Origin of the sequence: Chryseobacterium sp. X308, from assembly GCF_020733145.1 — a bacterium.
Taxonomy (GTDB): Bacteria; Bacteroidota; Bacteroidia; order Flavobacteriales; family Weeksellaceae; genus Chryseobacterium; species Chryseobacterium cupriresistens.
Genome location: NZ_JAJFZH010000001.1, coordinates 390,260 through 414,620, shown reverse-complemented (window position 1 = coordinate 414,620; position 24,361 = coordinate 390,260). Strand labels below are relative to the sequence as shown.

General features: G+C 36.7%; 21 protein-coding genes. 11 read left to right on the top strand and 10 right to left on the bottom strand.

All coding sequences use genetic code 11. From position 1 onward, the window contains the following. Positions 1 to 5: 5 nt before the first annotated feature. Positions 6 to 914, bottom strand: a complete 909-nt coding sequence (gene hemC, locus LIV57_RS01860; RefSeq protein ID WP_227941191.1) for a hydroxymethylbilane synthase — start codon at positions 912 to 914, stop codon at positions 6 to 8. Beyond that, complete coding sequence (gene hemA / locus LIV57_RS01855) at positions 901 to 2,175, bottom strand: glutamyl-tRNA reductase (protein WP_110009152.1); 1,275 nt, start codon at positions 2,173 to 2,175, stop codon at positions 901 to 903. The genes hemC and hemA overlap by 14 nt, the downstream gene beginning before the upstream one ends. Before the next feature lie 393 nt (positions 2,176 to 2,568). Between hemA and LIV57_RS01850 the strand changes: the two genes are divergently transcribed. The 6 genes from LIV57_RS01850 to LIV57_RS01825 all read left to right on the top strand — a co-directional run bounded on the left by LIV57_RS01850 (position 2,569) and on the right by LIV57_RS01825 (position 8,912). Then, a complete protein-coding gene (locus LIV57_RS01850) occupies positions 2,569 to 3,594 on the top strand; it encodes a rod shape-determining protein (RefSeq protein WP_002982450.1) in 1,026 nt (341 codons plus the stop codon). 28 nt (positions 3,595 to 3,622) lie between these two features. After that, positions 3,623 to 4,477: a rod shape-determining protein MreC gene (gene mreC / locus LIV57_RS01845; RefSeq protein ID WP_202841879.1), complete on the top strand. Its 855-nt coding sequence runs from the start codon at positions 3,623 to 3,625 to the stop codon at positions 4,475 to 4,477. Beyond that, entirely contained in the window at positions 4,470 to 4,976 is a 507-nt protein-coding gene (locus tag LIV57_RS01840; protein WP_002982456.1) for a hypothetical protein, read from the top strand. The genes mreC and LIV57_RS01840 overlap by 8 nt, the downstream gene beginning before the upstream one ends. Further along, positions 4,973 to 7,018 (top strand): peptidoglycan D,D-transpeptidase FtsI family protein, encoded by a 2,046-nt coding sequence (locus LIV57_RS01835; RefSeq protein WP_227941190.1) that lies wholly within the window; start codon positions 4,973 to 4,975, stop codon positions 7,016 to 7,018. Before LIV57_RS01840 ends, LIV57_RS01835 begins: the two co-directional genes overlap by 4 nt. After that, positions 7,015 to 8,244, top strand: a complete 1,230-nt coding sequence (gene rodA, locus LIV57_RS01830; RefSeq protein ID WP_227941189.1) for a rod shape-determining protein RodA — start codon at positions 7,015 to 7,017, stop codon at positions 8,242 to 8,244. The genes LIV57_RS01835 and rodA overlap by 4 nt, the downstream gene beginning before the upstream one ends. An 86-nt stretch (positions 8,245 to 8,330) precedes the next feature. Continuing rightward, positions 8,331 to 8,912, top strand: coding sequence for a pentapeptide repeat-containing protein (locus tag LIV57_RS01825; RefSeq protein WP_227941188.1), 582 nt, complete (start codon positions 8,331 to 8,333; stop codon positions 8,910 to 8,912). Positions 8,913 to 9,098: 186 nt separating this feature from the next. On the opposite strand, the gene LIV57_RS01820 is transcribed toward LIV57_RS01825, so the two are convergent. Both LIV57_RS01820 and LIV57_RS01815 read right to left on the bottom strand, forming a co-directional pair. Beyond that, the gene (locus LIV57_RS01820; RefSeq protein WP_227941187.1) at positions 9,099 to 9,809 is read right to left on the bottom strand and encodes a C40 family peptidase; all 711 of its coding nucleotides are present in this window, start codon (positions 9,807 to 9,809) and stop codon (positions 9,099 to 9,101) included. A gap of 337 nt (positions 9,810 to 10,146) precedes the next feature. Next, positions 10,147 to 12,342 carry a glutamine synthetase III gene (locus tag LIV57_RS01815; RefSeq protein WP_137904454.1) on the bottom strand — a complete coding sequence of 732 codons (2,196 nt, stop codon included), beginning with the start codon at positions 12,340 to 12,342 and terminating at the stop codon, positions 10,147 to 10,149. A gap of 304 nt (positions 12,343 to 12,646) precedes the next feature. Between LIV57_RS01815 and LIV57_RS01810 the strand changes: the two genes are divergently transcribed. From LIV57_RS01810 to LIV57_RS01800, 3 genes are all read left to right on the top strand, one after another. Next, positions 12,647 to 14,338 carry a DUF6909 family protein gene (locus tag LIV57_RS01810; protein ID WP_227941186.1) on the top strand — a complete coding sequence of 564 codons (1,692 nt, stop codon included), beginning with the start codon at positions 12,647 to 12,649 and terminating at the stop codon, positions 14,336 to 14,338. Between the two features lie 194 nt (positions 14,339 to 14,532). Next, a complete protein-coding gene (locus tag LIV57_RS01805) occupies positions 14,533 to 15,024 on the top strand; it encodes a DinB family protein (RefSeq protein WP_227941185.1) in 492 nt (163 codons plus the stop codon). A gap of 159 nt (positions 15,025 to 15,183) precedes the next feature. Beyond that, positions 15,184 to 17,022: a M1 family metallopeptidase gene (locus LIV57_RS01800; protein ID WP_227941184.1), complete on the top strand. Its 1,839-nt coding sequence runs from the start codon at positions 15,184 to 15,186 to the stop codon at positions 17,020 to 17,022. Positions 17,023 to 17,069: 47 nt separating this feature from the next. On the opposite strand, the gene LIV57_RS01795 is transcribed toward LIV57_RS01800, so the two are convergent. Further along, positions 17,070 to 17,672 carry a hypothetical protein gene (locus tag LIV57_RS01795; protein WP_227941183.1) on the bottom strand — a complete coding sequence of 201 codons (603 nt, stop codon included), beginning with the start codon at positions 17,670 to 17,672 and terminating at the stop codon, positions 17,070 to 17,072. Positions 17,673 to 17,862: 190 nt separating this feature from the next. On the opposite strand from LIV57_RS01795, the gene LIV57_RS01790 reads away from it, so the two are divergent. Both LIV57_RS01790 and LIV57_RS01785 read left to right on the top strand, forming a co-directional pair. Beyond that, complete coding sequence (locus tag LIV57_RS01790; protein ID WP_110009141.1) at positions 17,863 to 18,621, top strand: type III pantothenate kinase; 759 nt, start codon at positions 17,863 to 17,865, stop codon at positions 18,619 to 18,621. A 68-nt stretch (positions 18,622 to 18,689) separates the two neighbouring features. Continuing rightward, positions 18,690 to 19,217 (top strand): GNAT family N-acetyltransferase, encoded by a 528-nt coding sequence (locus tag LIV57_RS01785; RefSeq protein ID WP_227941182.1) that lies wholly within the window; start codon positions 18,690 to 18,692, stop codon positions 19,215 to 19,217. 68 nt (positions 19,218 to 19,285) lie between these two features. On the opposite strand, the gene LIV57_RS01780 is transcribed toward LIV57_RS01785, so the two are convergent. The 5 genes from LIV57_RS01780 to LIV57_RS01760 all read right to left on the bottom strand — a co-directional run bounded on the left by LIV57_RS01780 (position 19,286) and on the right by LIV57_RS01760 (position 24,323). Beyond that, positions 19,286 to 19,717: a nucleoside deaminase gene (locus LIV57_RS01780; RefSeq protein ID WP_114822261.1), complete on the bottom strand. Its 432-nt coding sequence runs from the start codon at positions 19,715 to 19,717 to the stop codon at positions 19,286 to 19,288. Then, a complete protein-coding gene (locus tag LIV57_RS01775) occupies positions 19,717 to 20,334 on the bottom strand; it encodes a hypothetical protein (protein WP_227941181.1) in 618 nt (205 codons plus the stop codon). The genes LIV57_RS01780 and LIV57_RS01775 overlap by 1 nt, the downstream gene beginning before the upstream one ends. 53 nt (positions 20,335 to 20,387) lie before the next feature. Continuing rightward, on the bottom strand, positions 20,388 to 21,308 hold the full coding sequence (locus LIV57_RS01770) for a helix-turn-helix transcriptional regulator (protein ID WP_137904446.1): 921 nt from the start codon (positions 21,306 to 21,308) through the stop codon (positions 20,388 to 20,390). Between the two features lie 116 nt (positions 21,309 to 21,424). Next, entirely contained in the window at positions 21,425 to 21,715 is a 291-nt protein-coding gene (locus tag LIV57_RS01765) for a hypothetical protein (RefSeq protein ID WP_034691694.1), read from the bottom strand. Positions 21,716 to 21,746: 31 nt separating this feature from the next. Further along, positions 21,747 to 24,323 (bottom strand): hypothetical protein, encoded by a 2,577-nt coding sequence (locus tag LIV57_RS01760; RefSeq protein ID WP_202841858.1) that lies wholly within the window; start codon positions 24,321 to 24,323, stop codon positions 21,747 to 21,749. Positions 24,324 to 24,361 lie beyond the last annotated feature (38 nt).

The following is a 24,361-nucleotide window of genomic DNA, read 5'->3' as shown; positions in this document are numbered from 1 at the left end:
AACTATCAGATCTGGCTTTTGATTTCTGCCATTAATTCTTTTCCTCCGTTCTCAAGAACAACTTTTGCAAACTTTTCTCCAAAATTCTCATTTGGAGTATGGACAAAGTTTTCATCTACAGCAATACAGTTTTTACCGTCCAGAGAGCAAAGTGCTGCTTTGAAGCGGATCTGGTCGCCGATAATTTCTGCAAATGCCCCGATAGGAGCAGTACAGCCTCCTTCTAAAGTGCTCAGGAAGTTTCTTTCAATCTCCACACAGATTTGTGTCTGTTGGTGATTGATCTGGCGCACAATTTCATTGACCTCCGGCTTGTCAGTATGTCCGGCTACAGAGATTACGCCTTGTGATGGGGCAGAGATCATTAATGGAAGCATTTCATAATCAATTTCCATTTTCATTCTTTTGATGCCTGCCAAAGATAAAATCGTAGCATCGAAATCTCCTTCTTCCAGTTTTTGAAGTCTGGTTTGAATATTTCCCCTGATATCCGAAAACTCAGCGGTAGGATAATTTCTCAGCCAGAAAGCTCTTCTTCTCAAACTGCTGGTGGCAAGTTTAAGCTCATGGAATTCTTTATTCCTTGAAGATTCTTTTCTGATCAGGATATCCTGTGGATAATCTCTTTCAAGATAAGCGATCATCTCAATATTTTGAGGCAATTGAGTGGGAACATCTTTTAAAGAATGTACGGCAATATCAATTTCATCATTCAACAGGGCAATATCAAGGTCTCTTGTGAAAACCCCGGTAATTCCTAAAGAATAAAGCGGCTGATTAAGGTTCTTATCGCCAGAAGAAACGATAGGAACAATTTCCGTTAAATAATTGTTGTTCTGAAGGTGCCTCGCAACCTCTCTAGCCTGCCAAAGTGCAAGTGCGGAATTTCTCGTTCCGATTTTAATGCTTTTCATTGAATTCGTTGTTTGGTTGTTCAACTAATATTTCGTGCATTAATTTACTAATTTCTTCGGCTTTTAAAGGATTATCGATGATATATTTTGCAAAACGGTTGGTGATTTTCTGGATCATTTTATCAGAAAGTTCCATGTCCGTGATGTTTATGTATTTATTTTTTTTGTAGAAATTATGCATTTCATTACGTTCCATGTTCTTTAGAACGGCTTTGAAATGATGAATATTAGGGGCAAGCTTTCTCTTTTTCTCCCATTCAATAAAGTCTTTCATCAGTTCCTTAATGATTTTTTCAGCTTTCGGGATTTCTCTTTCGCGCTGTTGAATCGTTTCCTGAATCTGTTTTGAAAGCTCATCCACATCAATCAGAGTTACGTTTTTATTTTCAGTAACATTCTTTTCAACGTTATGAGGAATGGAAAGGTCAATGATCAGTGTTTCTTTTCCATTAGGGAAATGAGACCGGTTGACAATAGGATGTTTGGCTCCTGTTGCCACAATAAGAATATCTGTATTTTTTAATTCCTGGTCAAAATCAGAATAATCAACGTGAGGAATATTATATTTCTGGGAAATCTTTTCGGCTTTCTCCTGAGTTCTGTTGGCAATTTTAATTTTCGGCTGGTAGACATGCTTTACCAGGTTTTCAACTGTATTCTGTCCTATTTCACCTACCCCCAAAAGAAGGATGTTTTTTTCAGTAATCCTTTTCTGGTTGTTTAAAATATAATGAACGGCAGCATAAGAAACCGAAGCTGCACCATTCGAAATGCCGGTTTCATTTTTTATTCTTTTCGAAATCTGAATCGCAGCATTGATGGCTCTTTCCAGATAAGGATTCGAATTTTGTCTTTCTTTTTTGAAACGGCTGTATGCTTTTTTAATCTGCCCGATAATTTCAAAATCTCCGATAATCTGGCTTTCAAGGCCTGCCGCTACTCTGAAAAGATGAATCAAAGCTTCCTCTTTGGTAAGAATATTCGCAAACTGAAGAAAATCGGTAAGTTGTACTCCAATCGTTTTGCAATACTCTTCCGCTACTAAAAGATAATTGGGAGAAGTGGTATAAATTTCGGTCCTGTTACAAGTGGAAACCACAAATGCATCACCCAGATCTTCCTGATGGACTCTGGAAACAAAGTTTTTGATGTTCTCATCAAAGAATGCAAACTTTCCTCTCGTTTCTACGTCGGCTTTCTCGTAGCTTATTGAAAGCACGGCAAAATTTGACGTTCGATGAATGTTGGAATACTGTAACATAAGCAGTGGCAAATTTACGATTTTTTTCATTAACCTTTCTCAGATAGTGTATATGATAATTATCGTAAAAAACTATAAAAGGGAATGCTGCAAAAGGCGAAACTGTAAAAAAGTCAAAAATGGCATGTTGTATAAAAGCTGTTACACTTTTTAAGTTTTATTGATGCCTTTTTTGTGGTGCCTTCTCAGGCTTTTTACCCTTTTGCTAATTCGCTTTTCAGCCCTTTTAACATCCCATGAATTTTAGTTGAAATCAAACTCTGTAAATGTCTAAACTAAAACTTAATAAAGAATTATAAATTTTAATAAAATTTTAACCAAATTAAGTTGGTGGGAAATTTCTTTACTAGTGTTAAATTTATATCTTTGTAATCTTAAAATCAGAAGAAAAATATGAGTTTATTTGATATGTTTACGCAAGAAATTGCGATAGACCTTGGAACTGCTAATACCCTAATCATCCATAATAATAAAATTGTTATTGATCAACCTTCAATTGTTGCAATTGAACGTTCATCGGGTAAGCCGATTGCCGTCGGAGAGCAGGCCAAGCATATGCAGGGTAAAACTCATGAGGATATCAAAACCATCCGTCCTTTGAAAGACGGGGTTATTGCTGATTTCCACGCTTCTGAACACATGATCAAGGAATTCATCAAGAAAATTCCTGGAATCAAAGGTAAATTCATTCAACCGGCATTACGAATTGTAATCTGTATCCCTTCTGGTATTACTGAAGTTGAAAAAAGAGCGGTAAGAGACTCTGCTCAGAAAGTAAATGCAAAAGAAGTAAGATTGATCTATGAACCAATGGCTGCTGCAATTGGGGTTGGGATCGACGTACAGAAACCTGAAGGTAACATGATTATCGATATAGGTGGTGGTACTACGGAAATTGCGGTTGTTGCTTTAGGAGGTATCGTATGTGATAAATCTGTGAAGATTGCAGGAGACGTATTTACCAATGATATTGCTTATTATTTAAGAACTCACCATAACCTTTATATCGGGGAAAGAACAGCTGAAAGAATCAAAATTGAAGTAGGTTCTGCAGTAGAAGATCTTGATGTAGACATCGAAGACATCCCGGTACAGGGTAGAGACCTTATTACAGGTAAGCCTAAAGAAATTATGGTTGGATACAAAGAGATTGCACGAGCATTAGACAAATCGATCATCAGAATCGAAGATGCTGTAATGGAAACATTATCTCTTACTCCACCGGAATTGGCTGCAGATATTTACAAAACAGGTATTTATCTTGCAGGAGGAGGAGCGTTATTAAGAGGTCTTGCGGACAGAATTCACAAGAAAACAGGTCTTCCTGTATTTGTAGCTGAAGATCCGTTGAGAGCTGTAGTTCGCGGAACAGGTATTGCCCTTAAGAATATGGATAAGTTCAATTTCTTAATTAAATAATTTTAACTTTTTACGACTTTATATCTGAATGGGATTTTTGCTGAGATTATTTTCGAAGAATACTCTTTTCGTCTTCTTTATATTCCTGCAAATTATTGCTCTGGTTTTGATATTCTCAAGAAATGCCATGCAGAGATCCTGGATTGCGGGCCAGACGGCTGCGTTCAACTCATGGGTGTCCGGATATATTGACGAAGGAGTTTCTTATCTGAAGCTAAAACAGATCAATGAAGATCTTGTGGTTCAGAATAAAGCCCTTATGACTGAGCTCTATGGAAAAGACGGGTCAAAGAATCCGGTTTTCAAAAGAGTTCATGATACCATTGGTGGAGGGCAGATCTATACCTTTGTTGATGGAGAGATTGTTTTCAACAGTATCAACAGAAGAAACAACTATTTTACAATCAACCGTGGACGCAGAGACGGGGTCTTTCCTCAAATGGGAGTAATGGCGCCGAGAGGTATCGCGGGAATTGTAATCAATTCTACAGATAGTTATGCATTGGTTCAATCCGTGTTAAGTGTTAACAAGATCAGAATTAATGCAGCACTTAAAAACTCGGGGTATTTTGGTACTTTAACATGGAATGGAGATAACTCAAGGGTAATGCACCTGGCGGATATTCCAAAATATGTGGCCCTGAAAGTAGGCGATACTGTTGTTACAGACGGTAAATCTGCTATTTTCCCTAAGGGAGTTACCATTGGTACCATTGCAGGATACTCTGTAGATAATAAAACCGGCTTCTGGGATATTTCCGTAGAGCTGAGTGAAAAAATGGGAGCGTTGAATAAAGTGTATGTAGTGAAGAATCTTAAGAAAGCAGAAGTGCAGAAGATTCAGGACACTATGCAGGCTGTAATAAAAAAGGAAAATGATTAGCAGGACTTTATTTACCGATATATTGATCATGATCTTTCTTGTTGCATTACAGATATTTGTATTGAACAGGATTACTCTTTTCGGGAAATATACTCCGGTATTATATCCTGTATTTGTCATGTTCTATCCGTTTTTCAGAAACAAATTTCAATTCCTGGCATTGAGCTTTTTAATAGGATTGTCTATTGACGGTTTTCTTTATTCGTGGGGAATCAATGCATTTGCAACAACGTTAATTGCCTATTTCAGAACGTTGATCTTCAGGACTTCCACAGATACGTCTACAGACTTTTTCTCATTTCAGTCCCTTCAATGGGCGCAGTTTTTGCTGTTTTTATTTTCAAGTATTTTCCTGCATCAGCTTTTAGTACAATATATCGAGTTCTTTAAGTTCAGCAGGTTTTTTGAAATATTATTTAATGTGTTGGTAACAAGTGTAATTTCATTTATCTTTATAGTCATCTACGCATTAATATTTAAAATCAAACAAAAAGTTTGAACACACGTTATTTAAAAATTTTTTCCATTCTTGTTGTCATCGCCCTTATTTTTGTGGCGAGACTTGCTTATTTACAGCTGTTTACAGACCGTTATGCGCTGAATGCGGCTAACACCTCCATCAAAACAGAATATGTAATTCCACAGCGTGGGGTAATTTTTGACAGAAATGGTAAAATCATGGTGGGTAATCAGCCTGCTTATGAAATTTCGTTTACCCAGGCTTTGATGAAACCTGACTTTGATACACTGGCGTTTTGTAGTTTAATGAAAATTACAAAACAGGATTTTATCAATAAAATCAATGTGATCAAAAAAGAAAAATATTACTCAAAGCTGACCCCGATGACTTTCATTAAGGACCTCAGTAGAGAAGATATTGCCAGAGTTCAGGAAATTATTTTTAAGTATCCAGCATTCAACATTGTATCCAGACCTCAGCGTCAGTACGAAGTTTCCACATCCGGGAACCTTCTGGGGTATACCAGTGAGGTAAATGAAAGAGATATTAAAAAAGATTCACTCTACTATTTACCGGGAGATTTCATTGGAAAAACAGGGGTTGAAAAATCCTACGAAAAAGAACTTCGCGGAGTAAAAGGTGTGAAATATATCCAGAAAGATATCAAGCTTCGAAATATTGGTTCCTATAAGAACGGTTCTTTAGATAAAGATGTGATTACCGGTAAAGATATTACGTTAACCATTGATTATGATCTTCAGAGAACAGCTGAAGAAATGCTGGTCAACAAACATGGTGCAATTGTAGCGTTAGATCCTAATAACGGAGAAGTTTTAGTCGCTGCAACCGGACCGGACATTGACCCGAACCTTTTTACAGGCCCTAATAAATCAAAAAACCTATATGCCCTATCAAAAGATACGCTTTATGAAAATAAACCTACTTTTGACCGTGCGTTACAAGCAGGATATCCTCCGGGATCAACTTTCAAACTGCTGACTGCTTTAGCGGCCATGCAGATGGGCGTGATGGATGAGAAAACGATCTTCCCTTGTGGCGGCGGATTTTTCTACAAAGGAAAAAGAATTAAAGGCCATGGTGGAGCAGATCCGCTTATCCCTTCCATTCAGGTTTCGAGTAACTGTTTTTTCACCTATGCATTTATTGCCATTATCAAAAAATATCCGGGAAACCCTTCAAAAGGTGTTGATGAGTGGAAAAAAATCATGAGCAGTTTCGGAGTTGGAGAATTCTTGAATAATGACTTTGCTGTTGGGGCAAAGGGGAGAATACCTTCAGGAGATTTTTACGAGAGAAGATTTAAAGCGATCATGAAGGCAAGCGGTTCCCAGAGAACTGATTTTAAAAACTGGGATGAAATGTCTACGGGTGCCATTTATAACGGAATGGGACAGGGAGATGTTCTGGTAACTCCTATTCAGCTGGCCAATTATGTAGCGGCGATTGCTAACAGAGGATGGTATTATACTCCTCATATCGTAAAAGCAATTGATGGAAAGCCAAATCCTGACCCAAGATTTAAAGTGAAACACAAAACTCTGGTTGATCCAAAACATTTTGAGCCTGTTTTAAAAGGAATGGAAGCTGTAGTTTTAAGAGGAACTGCAAGAGGACTGAAATCCAATGATTTTACCCAACTGGCAAAAACAGGTACCGCACAGGTTCCGCAAGGAAAAGATAATTCCATCTTTGTATTGATTGCTCCTGCTGATAAGCCTAAAATTGTAGTAGTAGCGGTAATGGAACATGCAGGATTTGGAGCTACATGGGCAGGACCAGCCTGTACCGTGATTGCTGAAAAATATATTACAGGTGATCTGAAAAGAGAACATCTTTACAAAAAAATGATTACCTCGAGTTTCATGCCTGAATACAAAAGGCAGTGGATTGCTGATTTGAAACGTAAAGGTTTATATATTGATCCTAAACCTGACTCAATCAGACAGAAAAGAATAAAAGATAGCCTGGAACAGGTAAAACAGCAAAAGGCTAAGCTGCAAAAGAAAATAAACGAAGAGACTAAAAAAAATAACACTGCTAAAAAAACTGCGAAGCAATGAAATGGACAGAAGGAATAGATAAACTTGGCCTTGGGCTGTATTTCCTGCTTTGCATTTTCGCGATTGCAAATATTTACAGTGTGGACCAGAAACTGGGTGAGAAACAGTTGATCTTTTTCTGTATCTCATTATTTGTGGGGCTTATCATCTTTGTCAGCAGAAGTAAATTCTTCGAGAATATGGCAGGAATTATTTACATTGGCGGTGTGCTGCTGCTGATAGGGCTTTTTCCGTTTGGTAAAGAAATCCTTGGCCAGAAGAACTGGTATAAATTCGGAAGTTTTACCATGCAGCCCGTGGAGTTTGCTAAGATCGGAACCGCTTTAATGCTGGCTAATTATGTTTCAGGACCTGATTTTAATCTTAAAAACAAAAAGTCTTTATGGACTACTTTAGCCATCGTTGGTATTCCGGCAGTAGTGGTTCTTGCTATTCCGGATGTGGGTTCCATGCTTGTATTTATTGCATTTTTCATTGCTTTATATAGAGAGGGACTAAGCGGGCTTTTATTCGGTATAGGATTTATTTTTGCCGGAGTTTTCCTGATCTCACTGGCTATTCCTCCTGTTTATGTTGTGATTGCTGTTTTAGTGATTGCCGGTGTTCTGATAGCAATGAATTATCATAGGATGTCATGGGATGTAATTTCTATTTCAGGAATTGCGGGCTCTGTTCTTTTATTGTGCGGGCTGGCTTTCGGGTCTCCTTATATTTTAGAAAAACTGCCTAAGCACCAGAGAGAAAGAATTGAGGTTCTTTACAAAGGTGAAAAAGCATTCAGAGATACTTCCGGATACAATCTTTTGTATTCCAAAACAGCGATCGGATCCGGCGGGCTTTGGGGAAAAGGGTACCGTGAAGGATCTGTAACCCAGGGGAAATTTGTACCAGAGCAGCAGACAGACTATATTTTCTGCGCGGTAGGGGAAGAGTGGGGATTTATCGGAAGTGCTATTCTGGTGCTTGCTTATGTGGTGTACATAGGAAGGATCTATTATCTTTCTGAACAGCAAAAATCAACTTTTAACCGTGTATTCGGATATTGCTTTGCCTCGATTCTGTTGATGCACTTTTCGATCAATCTGGGAATGGTGATGGGGCTTTTCCCGACAGTTGGGATTCCGCTTCCTTATTTCAGTTATGGAGGAAGTTCTTTACTGGCATTCTCTATGATGACTTTTATTTTCTTTAAACTTAATTACTCTGATAAGAACAGTTTGGTCTAAAAGAGGGAGGTTGGAGCTGGATGATGGAAGTTTATCATTGTTCTGCTGATCATTCGTCTTCAAAATTAACTTCATCAACAATTTTTATGAAACAATGCTATTTCTCAGACGAAGATTTCGAGAGCAAAGATTTCACGCAACTTCCTTTAGAAAAAAGTGAGTACGAAAACTGTACGTTCAGAAACTGTAATTTTGAATACGGAAATCTATCCGGTTTCAGCTTTACAGACTGTGAATTTATCGGATGCAATCTCAGTATGGTAAAACTGATCAAAACAGCTTTTCACCGGGTTGTCTTTAAAGAATGTAAAATGTTCGGGCTTCAGTTTGATGACTGCAATGCATTCGGATTATCCTTTACTTTTGATGGAAGTTCATTGAACAATTCCGTTTTTTATCAGACATCCGTTAAAAAAACTGTTTTCAAAAATTCAAAACTAATTGAGGTAGATTTCAGTGAGTGTAATCTGTCCAATGCAGTCTTCAGTAACTGCGATCTGTCAGGCGCTGTTTTTGACGGCACAAACCTGGAAAAAGCAGATTTCAGGACTTCTGTTAACTATTCGATAGATCCGGCTTTAAACAGGCTTAAAAAGACCAGATTTTCGATTTCTGAGATCCATGGACTGTTATATAAACTGGATATTGAAATTGATAAGAACAGCTGATATCTTTGGTTAAGTTCTGTTTGCTTATAAATTATCAATATTAAAATAATAGGAGTGGGTTTTAGCCCGTTTTTCTCCTTCTCGAAATATTTAACCTGGCTTAGCCGGAATTTAGCCGAAATAGCGTATATAAAAAAGCCATCAGGATTCTGATGGCTTCATTATTTAAATCAATTATTTATAAAATTAAAAATTTGCGGGTGTAGGAAGAGTAGCTGCTGCTAAGTTGTTGTAAGCTTCTCCTTCTTCGTTGATCACTCTTTTTGCGAATCTGAATTTAGGTCCCCAATAGGAATCATTCAGTGAAGAAATCATTACTCCTTTTGATGTTGCTGCGTGGATAAATTTAATCTCACCATCTTCAGAAACACTTTCTACAATACCAACGTGAGAAATTCTTCTTCCATGAGAAAAGAAAATCAAATCTCCCTTCTGTAGTTCTCCTCTTTCTACTCTTTCACCTTCCTGAGCCTGAGACGCCGCTACTCTTGGTAAGCTAAGACCTGCTGCTGCTCCGAATACAGAAAGAACAAAAGCTGAACAATCTATACCGTTTCTGGTTGTTCCTCCATATCTGTAAGGAGTTCCAAGGTATGTTTCAGCTTCTTCAAGGATACCGTCAATGGTTTTATTATGTTTGATTGCTTTTGCAATCTCAGAATTCTTAACTGCTTTTTTAGCACTAGCGATAGATGCCGCCTTTTCTGCAAGGAATGAGTCGATAAGTTTTTGCTTATCCTGCTCCATTTTTTTGTTATCTATAGAAGCTAGTTTGGCATCTGTTTTGTATTCTTTTGTGTAAGTTGCTGGTTTTGAAACCACATAATTTGTAGCACACGATTGCAATGAAACTGTAGAGACTAAAGCAACTAAATAAAACAAAACTCTTTTCTTCATATATATTTGATTATCCGTGTTAAAAAGGAATATTTATTTTCAAAAGCATTACAAAAGTAGAGATTCCAAGCAAAAGACCCCTGATATGATAATTGTCAGGATCTTATTTTAACACATTTTAACATATAATTTACATATGTTAAAGAAAAATAAACCGCAACAGCCTGTTTTTGGTAAGTGTGCGGTTTTTTTTATTAAGATTCTTTAACAAACTTCTTCGATTTTCTTCTATATATCATGTTTTGTGATTCAAATCTTAATTTTCAGTGCTGTTAAAAAAACAAAAAAATTCCCCGGTTTTCCGGGGAATTTAAACTAATATGGAACTTTACAGGTGTTATTTGGTAAACAACATTTCTCTGTATTTTGTCATTGGCCAAAGCTCGTCATCCACCATCATTTCCAAAGCATCAGAAGCTTCTCTGATAGGATCAAATAATGGTTTTACTTTGTTACAATAGTTTTCTGCCTGTTTTTGGCTGTCAGATATAGTTTTTGCAGCCTCTCTGGCTTTGATAAGATCTTCAACACCAAGCTTGATTTTAGAAACATTTTCAGAAATGCTTGTGATTAAACTCATCTGCTCTTTTGCCAGCGTTTTGAATTCTTTATCACCAAAGATATCTTTAAGACCTTTTACGTTTTCAATTAATCTGTTCTGATAATTTAATGCAGATGGAATGATGTGGTTTCTGGCGATATCACTTAACACTCTTGCCTCAATATCAATTACAGTAGAGTATTTCTCTAATTTAATCTCGTTTCTCGCTTCAACTTCTCTGTGGTTGAAAATTCCCATCTCTTCATAAAGGTCTAAGAATTTCTTGTCCATTTCCTGTTTTAAAGCTTCAGGAGTCGTCTTAAGGTTGTTCAATCCTCTTTTCTTAGCCTCTTTCGCCCAGTCATCAGAATATCCGTCACCTTCAAACATAATGTTTTTACACTGCTTGATGTATTCTCTCAATACATTAAAGATCGCTTCGTCTTTCTTAAGACCGGTTTCAATTAAAGCATCCACTTCTTTCTTGAAATCATTAAGCTGTTTAGCTGCAATCGTGTTCATTACAGTCATAGACTCTGCACAGTTTGCAGAAGAACCTACCGCTCTGATCTCAAATTTATTTCCTGTAAATGCAAATGGTGAAGTTCTGTTTCTGTCTGTATTATCCAACAGGATTTCAGGAATTTTACCAACTACATTTAATTTTAATTCTGTTTTCTCTTCCGGAGATAGTTTTCCGTTGGTTACTTTTTCAAGTTCTTCCAATACACTGAACAGCTGGCTTCCGATGAATACGGAAATAATTGCCGGCGGCGCTTCGTTGGCACCAAGCCTGTGGTCATTACTTGCAGAAGCGATACTTGCTCTTAGAAGATCTGCATATTCGTGAACCGCTTTAATGGTGTTAACAAAGAATGTCAGGAACTGTAAGTTTTTCTTAGGATTTTTTCCAGGGCTTAAAAGGTTTTCACCAGTATCTGTTGCTAAAGACCAGTTGTTGTGTTTTCCGCTTCCGTTTACTCCCGCGAATGGTTTCTCGTGGAAAAGAATATGGAAATGGTGTTTGTGTGCTACTCTTGCCATGATGTCCATCAACAAAGAGTTGTGGTCTACCGCAACGTTTACTTCTTCAAACATTGGAGCAAGCTCAAACTGGTTAGGGGCAACCTCGTTATGTCTTGTTGTTGCAGGAATTCCCAATTTCATACATTCGATTTCCAGCTCTTTCATGAAGTTCATTACTCTTGTCGGAATAGAACCGAAATAATGGTCATCCAGCTGCTGTCCTTTTGCCGGAGAATGTCCTAATAATGTTTTACCTGTTAGTACAAGGTCCGGACGTGATTGGTATAATGCTGAATCAACAAGGAAATATTCCTGCTCCCAACCCAAAGTAGGAGTTACCTTCGTTACATTTTTGTCGAAATACTGCATTACATTCGTTGCAGCTTCATCCACAGCGTTCAAAGCTCTTAAAAGAGGTGCTTTATAATCTAACGTTTCTCCTGTATAAGAAATGAAGATAGAAGGAATACATAATGTAGTTCCCATAATGAATGCCGGAGACGTAGGATCCCAAGCTGTATAACCTCTTGCTTCAAAAGTATTTCTGATACCTCCGTTAGGGAAAGACGATGCGTCTGGTTCCTGCTGAATAAGCATGTTTCCGCTAAATCTTTCGATTGCTCTACCTCCTTCGATTGGAGTGAAGAAAGAATCGTGCTTTTCTGCAGTAGTACCCGTCAAAGGCTGAAACCAGTGCGTATAGTGTGTTACACCTTTGCTCATTGCCCAGTCTTTCATCGCTACAGCTACCTGATCTGCAATATGTCTCTGAATTTTAGTTCCTTTTTTAATCGCATCCATGATAGAACCGAATGCTTCTTTTGTTAAATATTCTCTCATAGTTTCTTCTGAGAAAACATTTTTACAGAATAGCTCTGATAATTTCGCAGGGATCTCAACAGAGTTGTCTTTTCTGAAATCCTTAAATGGAAGGGTTTCTAATGCTTTGAATCTTAAGGTTGACATAATTGGGTTGATTTTTTACAGCGCAAATTTACAAAAAAAATGAATTGAAAATATTTTAACCCTGAAAATTTTAGGGGTGTTTAGGAAATTTATATAATTTAAACAATTGTTTGGTGTTTTTTAACAGGGGTGTTTTGTGATTTAATATTTAGGATGTGAGAATTCACGCCTGTTTTATAGATGTCAATGTAAATATACTATATATTGTGCAAATTAAAATAATACGATGGGATTAAACGACTTGTTAAAAGACAGTTAAAATAAAGTGGGTAAAGATTTTGTATATTTGTGTGAAATTTATTTTATGACAAATTCTAGAGCAAGAGAAACAACAGAGGCTATTGAAAGACTATACATCTCTATGAGACACTTATTTTATAGAGGATTTTTCAAGCCGGGCGGAGTTTCAGGAGAAAGTATCAGAAGTTTGTTAAAGACCATCAATCCGGAAATTTATGGAACCATGAATATTCCAAGCAAATTGGAATTGGACGGTTTGATGTATGTACTGGACAGACTTCCGGAAGGAATTGAAGAATGTGCTTTTATTCATCTTACATCTGATGAAGGGTTTGATAAAGGAAGTTTCGAACCTATTGTTCCCAAGAAAAGAAGAAGAAACTGTTATAGAATAGACGAACACCAGATGAATATTGAGGTTCTTTTGGGCCGTTCCGAAATTTATGACATTCTTACCCACCTTACATTCCTGTTTATAGAAGCGGATAAAATCCGTAATCTGGCCTTCATCCAGGATGAAAACTGGAAACCGACACGTGCCTTCAAAATTATTGAAGAAGTAGTGAAGGGAGAAAAGAAATTCAGCAGAAAAGAAAAAGAAGTGGCACTTATTCATCTTTCTTCTTTAATAGGAAGATCTTTTGATGAAACTTTAAGAGCTTATAATACTTTTGGTGACGATCATAATCCTGACCGTCTGTTCAAAATCATTTACAACTTAGGAAAAGTAAGTCTTGATGATGCAAAAGGTAGCAGGGAAAGAGAAATTCATTTCAGTTCTATATTGAAAGAAAGAGTAGGACACCATTATTTTGGAGAAAAATGGGCAAACAAAGTGAAAGAGGTTTTATTTGAAAACAATCTTCACATGCGTCCTTTGCATATTATTTCAGCCAATATGCACTCGGTGAAAAATATGCTGTATGCCAATGACGCCCTTAAAAAGAAACAGCATCATGAAGTGGATTATAAGCTGTACGAAGATATCTCGAACAAAAAAGAACTTCGTGATAAAGTTTTAAAATATGCTTTGGAGGAGGGAATGATCCATATTGCTGACAAGAGTGGAAGTAATATTGACGTTCAGATTATAGACCTCAGCAAAACAGACCTGAAAAATACACCATTTGCAGACATCAAGTTCTCAGGTGATGATGTGGTCATGGTTTTTGACTATGCATTCGGAGAGCAGGCTTTCGAAGTAATGGACGAATTGCTGAGACCTTTTGAACATAAAGGAGAAGTATACATGATGCATGTAAAATCCGTTTCCATCATGGGTAAAGCAGGTATTCTTACCGGAGCGAAGGGAGATATCATGATTCCTACTTCTCATATTTTTGAAGGAACTGCAGATAATTATCCTTTTGAAAATGCTTTAAAACTGGAAGATTTCAACGATGATGAATTGAAAGCTTTTGAAGGTCCAATGATTACGGTGCTGGGAACCTCTCTACAGAATAAAGATATCCTTTCTTACTTTATGAATACTTCATGGAAAGCTATTGGTCTTGAAATGGAAGGGGCACACTACCAGAAAGCTATTCAGGTAGCATCCAAGATCAGACACCATATTTCACCGGATCTGTTTGTCATGTATGCTTATTATGCATCGGATAATCCACTGGAAACAGGAAGTACACTCTCTTCAGGAGGCTTAGGTCTTACAGGAGTAAAACCAACGTATCTGATCACTTTAAGAATCCTTGAGAAGATTTTAAGAAGTGGAAAGAAAGAAGCTTCAACTAAAAAATAATTGTAGTTCAATCATTATAATATTAACCTCAGATACTTTTGTATTTGAGGTTTTTTTGTAATTATTTAAACACGAGTATCACAAGTTTATTTGCACAAATTACACTATTTTATTGTGTTTAAAATAGTGGTTTTCATTGGTGATATTTGTGTTTAAATAAAAACCTATCTTTAGGAAACATAAATAAAATATCCATGAGCTCAGTTTCACAACTTGCCAAAAGATTCAGAGAAGTTTTGCTGGATGGTCTCTGGATCGCCAATACCAATTTTAAAGATCAGCTTTCAGATGTGACCTGGCAGCAGGCTGTGACAAAGATTGATTCTTTAAACACCATTGCGATGCTCACTTTTCACATTGATTATTATATTGCAGGAATTGTCAATGTCTTTGAAGGAGGAGATCTTGAGATTAAAGATAAATTCAGTTTTGATATTCCTTCCATAGAATCTCAGCAACAATGGGAAGCCTTGTTGAGTAAACTCTGGACGGATTCTGAAAGGTTTGCCGCATTATTGGAACAAATGCCGGATTCCCAACTTGATGAGGTTTTCGTTGATGAAAAATATGGAACCTACCGAAGGAATATTGATGGAATGATTGAACACAGCTATTATCATCTGGGACAGATTACTTTAATCAAAAAAATATTAAAAACATATGAAAATAGGAGAAGCAACTTTTAAAAACTGTAAATCGGATTATTGAAAGAAAGCTCAAAAAAGAATTTAACAATTCAGATTAATATCCATCTAAAACCATAATAAACAGAATAAAACCTCGGGATAACTCCTATTTGAGGTTCTTATATAAATTACCTACCTTTAGAAAAAATAAAATTTTAAATGAGAAAATCGGCTGCAATCATTTTTGCGTTTATCATTTCACAATTTCAGGCTCAGCAAGGAGCTTATTATCAGCAGGCTGCGAAGTACAAGATGGATATAGATGTCAATGCTGAAAAATTTACCTATCAGGGAAAACAAACTTTAGAATACACCAACAATTCACCCGATGAGCTGAATGTGGTTTATTTCCACTTATACTGGAATGCTTTCAAACCTAATTCCATGATGGATCAGAGAGTGGCTTCCCAGGGAAAAAATGGTGACGGAAGACTGCAGAAAGATGGTATTTCAAGACTCGCTTCCATTCCAAAAGATCAGGAAGGAGCTCAGAATATTCACTGGATTAAGCAAAATGGGAAAGACCTTAAATTTGAGGTTCAGGAAACCATTATGAAAGTGTATCTGGCAGAACCAATCAAGCCTAATTCTAAGACTACTTTTACAATGGATTGGGATGCTGTGATTCCTATGCAGATCAGAAGAAGCGGAAGAAACAACAGAGAAGGAGTAGACATGACCATGACGCAGTGGTATCCGAAAATTGCTGAATACGATTATGATGGCTGGGCCACTTTCGATTATCTGGGAAGAGAATTTCATGCACCTTTCTCCGATTTTGATGTTACCATTAAAATCAACAAAGATTATGTCGTAGGAGCAGGAGGAATTCTGGAAAATCCAACAGAAGTAAAAGGCTACGATGCCAATGCCAAAATAAAAACAGAAAAAGACAAAAAAGTGGTCTGGAAATGGACCGCAAAAAATATCCTTGATTTCGCATGGAGTGCAGACAGAGATTATTCTGTAGAAAGCTTCAATGTTCCGGAAGGCCCGAAAGTATACCTGGTGTATCAGAAAAATGATAAAACGAAAGCATGGGGTGAATCTCAGCCTTATATCACGAAGTATTTCCAGATCATGAATGCTCATTTTGGAAAATATGTATATCCTACCTATGCATTTATCCAGGGAGGAGACGGCGGAATGGAATACGGGATGTGTACCATGATTTTAGGAGAAGCTAAAAGTGTTAAAGATTTGATGGGATTAATGGCTCACGAAGGAGCCCACTCATGGTATCAGCAGATGCTTGCCACTAACGAATCTGTACGTCCGTGGATGGATGAAGGTTTTACAAGCTATGCGGAAGGCTATACCATGTATCAGTTATTCCCTGAAGATCTTCCGAATCCTTTTGTTGAAAGATTGGATGCCTACAGAAACTTCGTTAAAAAAGGAATTGAAGAACCTGCCGTTTGGTTGGGAGATCATCATGATAACGGTACATCTTACACCTATGCATCCTATGTAAAAGGTGAATTGTATCTGGTGCAGCTTGGATATATTATGGGAGAGCAGAACCTTGCCGAAACCTTAAAGCAATATTATGACCTGTGGAGTATGAAGCATCCTTCAGACAGGGACTTCCTTCACATTGCACAGAAAGTTTCAGGGATGGATCTGAAATGGTTCCATAATTACTGGATCAATACGACAAAAACTATCGATTACGGAATTAAGGATGTAAAGTATGATGCGAAGTCTACCACCATTACCCTGATTAATAATGGTCAGGTTCCGATGCCGATTGATTTTGGTGTGATGACTACCGATAAGAAAGTTGTTACCTATCAGATTCCGATGAATATGACCCATACATGGAAAGAAAAGGATATTTATGGTGAGTTTAAAACAATGCCTTACTGGCCATGGACTCAAAAAGAATATACCCTTACTATTCCTTACTCAAAATCTCAATTGTCTGTACTGGGAATCGATTTCAGCCAGAGAATAGCAGATGTAAACATGGAAAATAATTTTGTTGAAGTAAAATAACTATAAATATATCACATAAAAATCCACAGACTCATCTGTGGATTTTTTTATTGTATTCCAAATTGCTGTACCATCCAGTGATTAGGATGATTTTGGATAAGATCTTTCCTCAAAGTTTCATCTTTGGTATTTAGATAATTGTAAACCTTTAAAGGAACAGAATCCGGATATTCTTTTAAGCCGTTTGCAACTGTAATTTGTGCTTCTTCCTTTCTTGTGCCGCTCTCCAAGGCCTCCGCTTTAAAAATGTAAATAATTGCCGGGAGCTTTCCATATACTTCTTTTGTTTCACTTTCCAGAAGATTCATGGTTTCAATCTGAAACACGGGATTTGGTTTTTTCCCTTCTGCCACGGCCTGGCTGATATGCTGCTGATACATCAGAAAAAGATAAAGCAGGTGTATATTCTTGGTATTTGAATCCGAAACTGCTTTTTGAAGTTTGTGGGTAAACTCGGGAGTCATTTCATCATTGTCAGCCTGAAGATTTTTCTGATAAAACTCATCCATCAGATCATAAACTGTTTTATCCTGAGTATCAATTTTCGACTGACTCTTTATTTTTTGTAAAATGCTTGCCATTGAATTGCCGGATTGCGCAAAAATGGAGACGCTGAGGCATAGTAAAGTACCGAAGATCAGTTTTTTCATGAGTTAATCAGAATAATTATAATGTGTTATTAAATATACTGATTTGTTCCGGAGAAAGAAAAAATAAGTGAGCCATTGTAATTTAGTCTGATTATGACAGGTTCTTTTTTTTAAAATTATTAAATTTAGTGCCTCAAAAATAAGCGGGATTTCAATTATACATAATGAATTTCTTCTGAAAAATATGTCAATGAATTCAATCGTAATAAACGTAGGAAACAGCAATATCAGATTTGGTCTTTTCAATGGCGATAATTGTGATATTTCGTGGGTCATCAATACAAAACCTTACAGAACAGCAGATGAACTTTATGTACAGATGCTGATGCTCTATCAAACCTATAAAATTGATCCGAAAGAGATTGATAAGGTAATTATCGGATCCGTAGTACCTCAGCTTACCAAAGTAATGAGCTCCGGGATCAAAAAAATACATGGAACAAATCCTGTGATTGTTGACAGAAATACACCTTCCGGAGTGCAGGCTAAATCCAAGCAGATGGGAACAGATATCTATGCCAACCTTGTAGCTGCACACAATCTGTACCCGAACAGAAAGAAAATTGTCATAGATTTCGGAACAGCCCTTACAGCAAGCTGTGTAGCTGAAACAGGAGAAACCTTAGGGGTAATTATTGCACCGGGAATTGTTACGTCTCTGAACTCACTGATCAACCAGACTGCACAGCTTCCGGATATCGAACTGAAGAAACCCAAATCTGTTTTGGGACTGGATACGGTAACCTGTATGCAGAGTGGTATGGTATATGGCTTTCTCGGAATGGTGGAAGGCTTTGTCAGCCGTATCAACGAAGAAGTGAATGACGATTGTTTCGTAGTAGCAACGGGAGGTGTTTCCCATGTTTACAAACCCCTTACGGATAAGATCCATGTGATGGACAGGCTCCATACATTGAAAGGTCTTTATTTCCTCGGAAAAGATTTATAAATTTAAATGATTAAGGTTGAGGTTGAATCCAGCTGATACTTTAGTTCCTCAATCTTACAATTAATATAATGGAAAAATTTCCCATACTACAAACCGAAAGACTGATCCTTTCACAGCTGGAAGAAAAGGATATTCCTTTTATCGTTGAACTTCTTCAGCATAGGATTTTTTCTGATCTTACTTCCAATATTCCTTATCCATATGTGGAAAATGATGCCAGATCCTGGGTGAAGATGTCAAAAGAAGCTTTTGAAAATAATACAGGGTATACGTTTGCTATCCGGAATAAAGAGGATCAGATCATAGGAGCTATCGGGCTGCATGACAGAGATGATGATAAAGCTGAACTTGGCTACTGGATAGGCATTCCTTACTGGAACAAAGGGTATGTAACCGAGGCTGCAAAAGCAATAATAGATTTTGGCTTTAAAGAATTGAAACTGAATAAAATTTTTGCTACTCATTTTCCTCACAATCCTGCTTCCGGAAGAATTATGGAGAAAGTAGGAATGGAGCAGGAGGCTGTTCTGATAAAAGAAGTGAAAAAGGACGGAGAATATTTTGATCTGGTGAGATATTGTATCTTAAAAGACTAAAGAAATTGTCTTACTATTATAAAATTGAAAGCCGGAGAATATCACTATCCTCCGGCTTTTGTTTTTAATTATCTTTTACTTTTAAAAAATTCTTTAACAATAGAAGAGCATTCCGTCTCCATGATTCCCGTAATAACTTCTGTTTTAGGGTGGAGAGAAAGATGTTTATTGATAAAACCTCTCTGCTCATCACGCGCTCCAATCACTACTTTGGAAATCTGAGACCAGGAAAGAGCTCCTGAGCACATCACACACGGTTCCATCGTTACGTAAAGCGTACAGTCTTTCAGGTATTTCCCTCCCAGAAAGTTGGCAGCAGAGGTGATGGCCTGCATTTCTGCATGGGCAGTCACATCGTTCAGTGTTTCAGTAAGATTATGGGCCCTTGCAATAATCCGGTTGTTGGAGACTACCACACATCCTATAGGAACTTCATCTTTTTCTAAAGCGGCCTCTGCCTCCTGCAGCGCCATTTTCATGTAATATTCGTCGGTAAACATTAATCTGTTATCGTTAAAGTTAAAGGAAGTTTAAAGCGGTAAATAGTAGGGTCGCCCTTCAGCATTGCCGGGGAAAATTTTTCCGCCAGAGAATATAAAGCAATTTCTGCCTGTCTGTTAAAGGTAAAATTATCTCCCTGTGCATGAACATTGCTGACTGTTCCATCTTTTTCAACAATAAAATCCACATCCGTTTTTATCATCTTCTCTTTAGAATATACTCCGTCAACATACAGCAGATTGGCGACTTCCTGCCTCAAAGAATTGATGCCTCCGGGATAATCCGCAATCTTTTCAGCATCTGCAAACTTTTCAGATGAGGTGAGCCTGGGATTTTTGATGGTTTGAAGGTCCTCCAGATTCCTGACTTTTAATAAAGCTCCGATCAGGGCATTGTTTTCAATGCTATCCATTTTTTTCATGAAAAAAAGGAAGTCTCCCTTTATCGCAGCTTTTTTTACCGTATTGGATTCTGCATCAAATTTCTTTTTGAACTCTTTATTCAGCATATTTCTGTGCTGGTTATAATAACTCTTTACGAGTCTGAACTCTTCTTTCTGCTGTGCGAGAAAAAAGGAAGAGATAAAGCAGCTGATGCCAATGAATAAAGTTTTCAATAAGGGTATATTTATGTAAATATAACAAAAAATATGAAATAAGTTCTTTATGATCAGCTTTCAAGATAACGGTTCAAAGATTCCTGCAAATGATTGCGAATCTCTTCAACTAAGGTTTTCGGTTCCAGAACGGTTACTTCTTTTCCGTAAGAAAGAATCTCCTGCATGAAATCATAAGTAGGGTGGAGGAAGAACTCAAAATAGATCTCTTCCGGCGTTTCTTTGGTTTCTTTCTGTGACTGATGAAGTGGGAAACTTCTGATGTACTCTCCCTGATGGCGGCTGCATTTCAATACAATGTTTTGCGGATTCTGTTCTGTCAGGTTCATCACTCCGAATGCATTTTTGAAATGCTCTCTGAAGTTGTATTTATACTTCTCCCTGAACTGATTTTTGGCTACATCCAGATAATTGATCCTGTCAAGCCCGAATGATTTTAAAACTTTGTCTTTGGTATCAATAGCAATAAGATACCATCGGTCTTTAGATTCTTTTAAAGCCAAAGGATGCACTTTTCTGGAGGTCATCAGTTTGTTCTTGTAATTGTAGTGTTCAAAACTTACAACTCTTTTATTTCTGATCGCAAAGAACAGATCATAAAAATGTTCTACACCGGTGGGTTTACGGCTTTCAAAAAAGATAAAATCTGAAAAGTCCGGATGAAGATTCAGGGCGTTGCTTACCTGGAAAGATTCAAGAAGTTTTTGGTTGTATTCATCCACTTCCATAATCGGGCGGCTCTCGATATAATACCGGTTGTCTCCCTTCTTTTTGTTATGAATGGAGAGATTGAAAAGATCGGAAATCTCCCGGATATCCCTCTGCAGAGTACGGATAGAGTAGCTCTTGATTCCTGCATCCTGGAATTCAAAAGAGTTTAAAAGATAGTCCTCCAGCTGTGAATAGGTAGCCGGAGAACTTTCTAATCTTTTAATAATTAAGGCATATCTTGTCAGATAAAAATCTTTCTTCATTTCTCTATTTTTTAGGGTGCAGCAGTGCTGCGTTCATGGTAAAGTTTTATAGGACAAATATATGCGGTTCATGCGACAAAACGTGTCGTGTTTTATTTTTATCTATTATATTCTTATCAGAAGGATGCCGTCAAATTACCATTTTCATCCCATTTTTTATAAGTTCCGTCGTATTCTACGTTGTTATGGGCTTTGTATTCTGTGTATTTTTTACCATTTTTATGATAAGATCTGAACCATCCTTCCTGATAGCCATCTTTATATTCCTCTTCGCAAAAAAGCTCGCCAGTGTCATAGTACCGTAAAACAATACCTGTAAAAGGGCTGCCATTGTGATAATATATAGGAACTCCTCCGCCATCTAAACGGTTACATGTTAACTCGCTTTCTTTTATTTTTAATGCCATGATTATTCGATTAATGTATTAAACAAATTTATTAAAATCCCATGAATCTAATTCCTGAGGTTAAATAATAACAATGGACACATGGAGGTTGTAATTTATCGGCAATTCTTAAATATCTGTTGTATCCGATAATATCATGAAAGACTGCTTCTCCCAGTTTTCCTTCAGGATCAATAGTAGTTAACAGCCTATCTAATGCTCTGATCTCTCCATGAGACCCCATTGCACCAGCCCTTAATATGTCAATTTCTTCAGCAGGAACCCCTTTCATTTTTAAACGGGCAATATGCTTTTCCAACCTTATTTTAAGAGTAGGGTGGATATTATCAATGAAATTTTTATATACTTCACCTTTTCCTTTTCCTATTTCTGCTTTCAAAAAATTGGTTTCAGTTGAAATATACCTTATTCCATTTTTTACATAAATGAAACCACTTATCATTGTTTTTTCGAAAATAACACCAGCATCAAAAGTAGAAAGAATTTTGGCAGCATCTATATTCACCTTTTCTACGAGGCTTCTACCCCAATCCCCATATTTATTATAAGCTTCTGCTTCAGTAAGTAAATCTTTTAAATTACTTGTAGGATATATTTTACCATATGTAAGAAGTTCTTCAGCTGCTTTAATAAATTCCTTTGGGTTATTAAGGTGCTTCAACAGCTTGTTGGCCTCTTTATAAAACTCGGATTTTTGAGCTCTTGTAATTATTTCACCTTTATATACTATAGCAATCTCGTTATTAACTTCTTCTACAACCTTATTTTTTACAATTCTTTGAGTCTTGAACTGTCCTTCTATAAGGAACATGCCATATTTATTTAGCATTTTTGATTTAGCTTCGTTTACAAGACCTCTTGTTGCATCTATTAATTCCTTGTTTGTCAGGAGTACCTTAAATGTATTTTTGGTAAAGTTAGAAATTTCTCTTTCAAGCATTACTTTTACCATGCAGCTCATTACAAAATTCTTTACTTCTGCTCTGGTTTCTTCGGCTAATATCTTTCCCCCTATTTTGTATAATTGTTGTACTACGGCTGTTGTAGCTGTTGCATAACCTGCTGTTTTATAAATTTTCTCCCATATATCCAGAAATTCTTTCGTTAGGTTATCTTTGGCTAATTGAATTCCCAAATCTCCTAAGGCGATGGCTCCGTCTACAGCTACTAACATTCCCCAAAATGTAATAGAGCTGGCTCCTTCAGCAGCTAATAAACTTGTTCCAAGGGTTTCTACAGCTAATGCAATCGCCAGCATGTTTATTCCAATTCTGATTGCACTGGCCAGTCCTTCCATGTTTTTCTGATGCTGTTTATCATAGAGAAACAATGCAGGTACAAATAAGAGACTTTGAGTTTCTTCTTCTATAACAATAACAATATCAAGTGGATTTAGTTTTATTGCTCTTGTTGTAATGGTATTACTACCAATATCCATGATAACACTTCCGGTATCTATTAATTGTTCGTCTGTAATATATTTTTGTTGAACATAGTATTTGTTTTTATCCTCTTTTAGATTGGACTCTATTTTTTCCAGACTTACAAAAGATTTTTTTCCAACTGAAAAAAGATGATTAGTAAAAGTGAAATTATCTTTTGCGATATGAGAGAATGAATTAATGATACTTATAAAGGCCATTCTACAAGGAACCTCCTGGCCCATAAAAGCTATCTCATCATCCAAAGCATGATAGAGGTTAACTACAAAACTTTGGTTTTTATTGAATTGTTGCATCAAAAATGAGATTCGTTGAGGAGTGTTAAATGCAAATAATGCTTTCATTAACGCAGGACTGGCATCTCTTACAAAGCTGAAAAAACCGTTTACATCATAGCTGTAAAAAGAACAAATGTTTTTCCATAAGACTTCAGGTTTTAAGCTGGATAATGTGAAATCAGGGGCGTTTTCATATAACCAAATAAGTTGTTTAATATCTGTAGTCCTTTCAATTAATGGAATATATTTGTTGTTAATTAATTGTTGAAACCATTCAGGGGTATCTCCTTGGATCTCTTTGATTAAGTAATATATATCCGTAATGTTTTCACTGAAAAACATAATGCCAACATATTTATCATTAATGCTAAATGCATTTTCTGAAGTTGTTGACTGTACAGAATTCCGATAATGTTCTGTATTTTTATAAAAGTATGCTGCCTTACACTTAATTTGTTCTTGGTTGCTGTCAATTTGAAAAGATATTGATATTGTACTGTCAATATTATCTATTTTTCTATTGATACCACAGCTAATCGATGTTGTAATTTTCTGTTTATAAGAGTTGATATAAGAAAAAGGAATTGTCTCATTAACTTTTCTCTTTACATCAACCACACCATCTGTACCAATTACAACACTTTCATTAATTATTTTTGTTGGGGCAATAAAGTTAGTCCAGTCTAAAGGTTCTTCTGTGCCAGTCTTCAAGTATTTAACTATCTTAGAAAAATCAATTTTTTCATTTCTTTCTAATCCATAAAAATCTTCTGAATATTTACCAGTTTTTTTTGGGGGTAGCCCTAGCGGAGGAATTGCTTTTATGATTTGAGATGGAGAGGAAATATCCTGTATTTTTGGAACTTTTAATGCTTTTATTGTGCTCATCTTTTTAGTTTTTAATGTTATGAGAAATAAAATGGCGG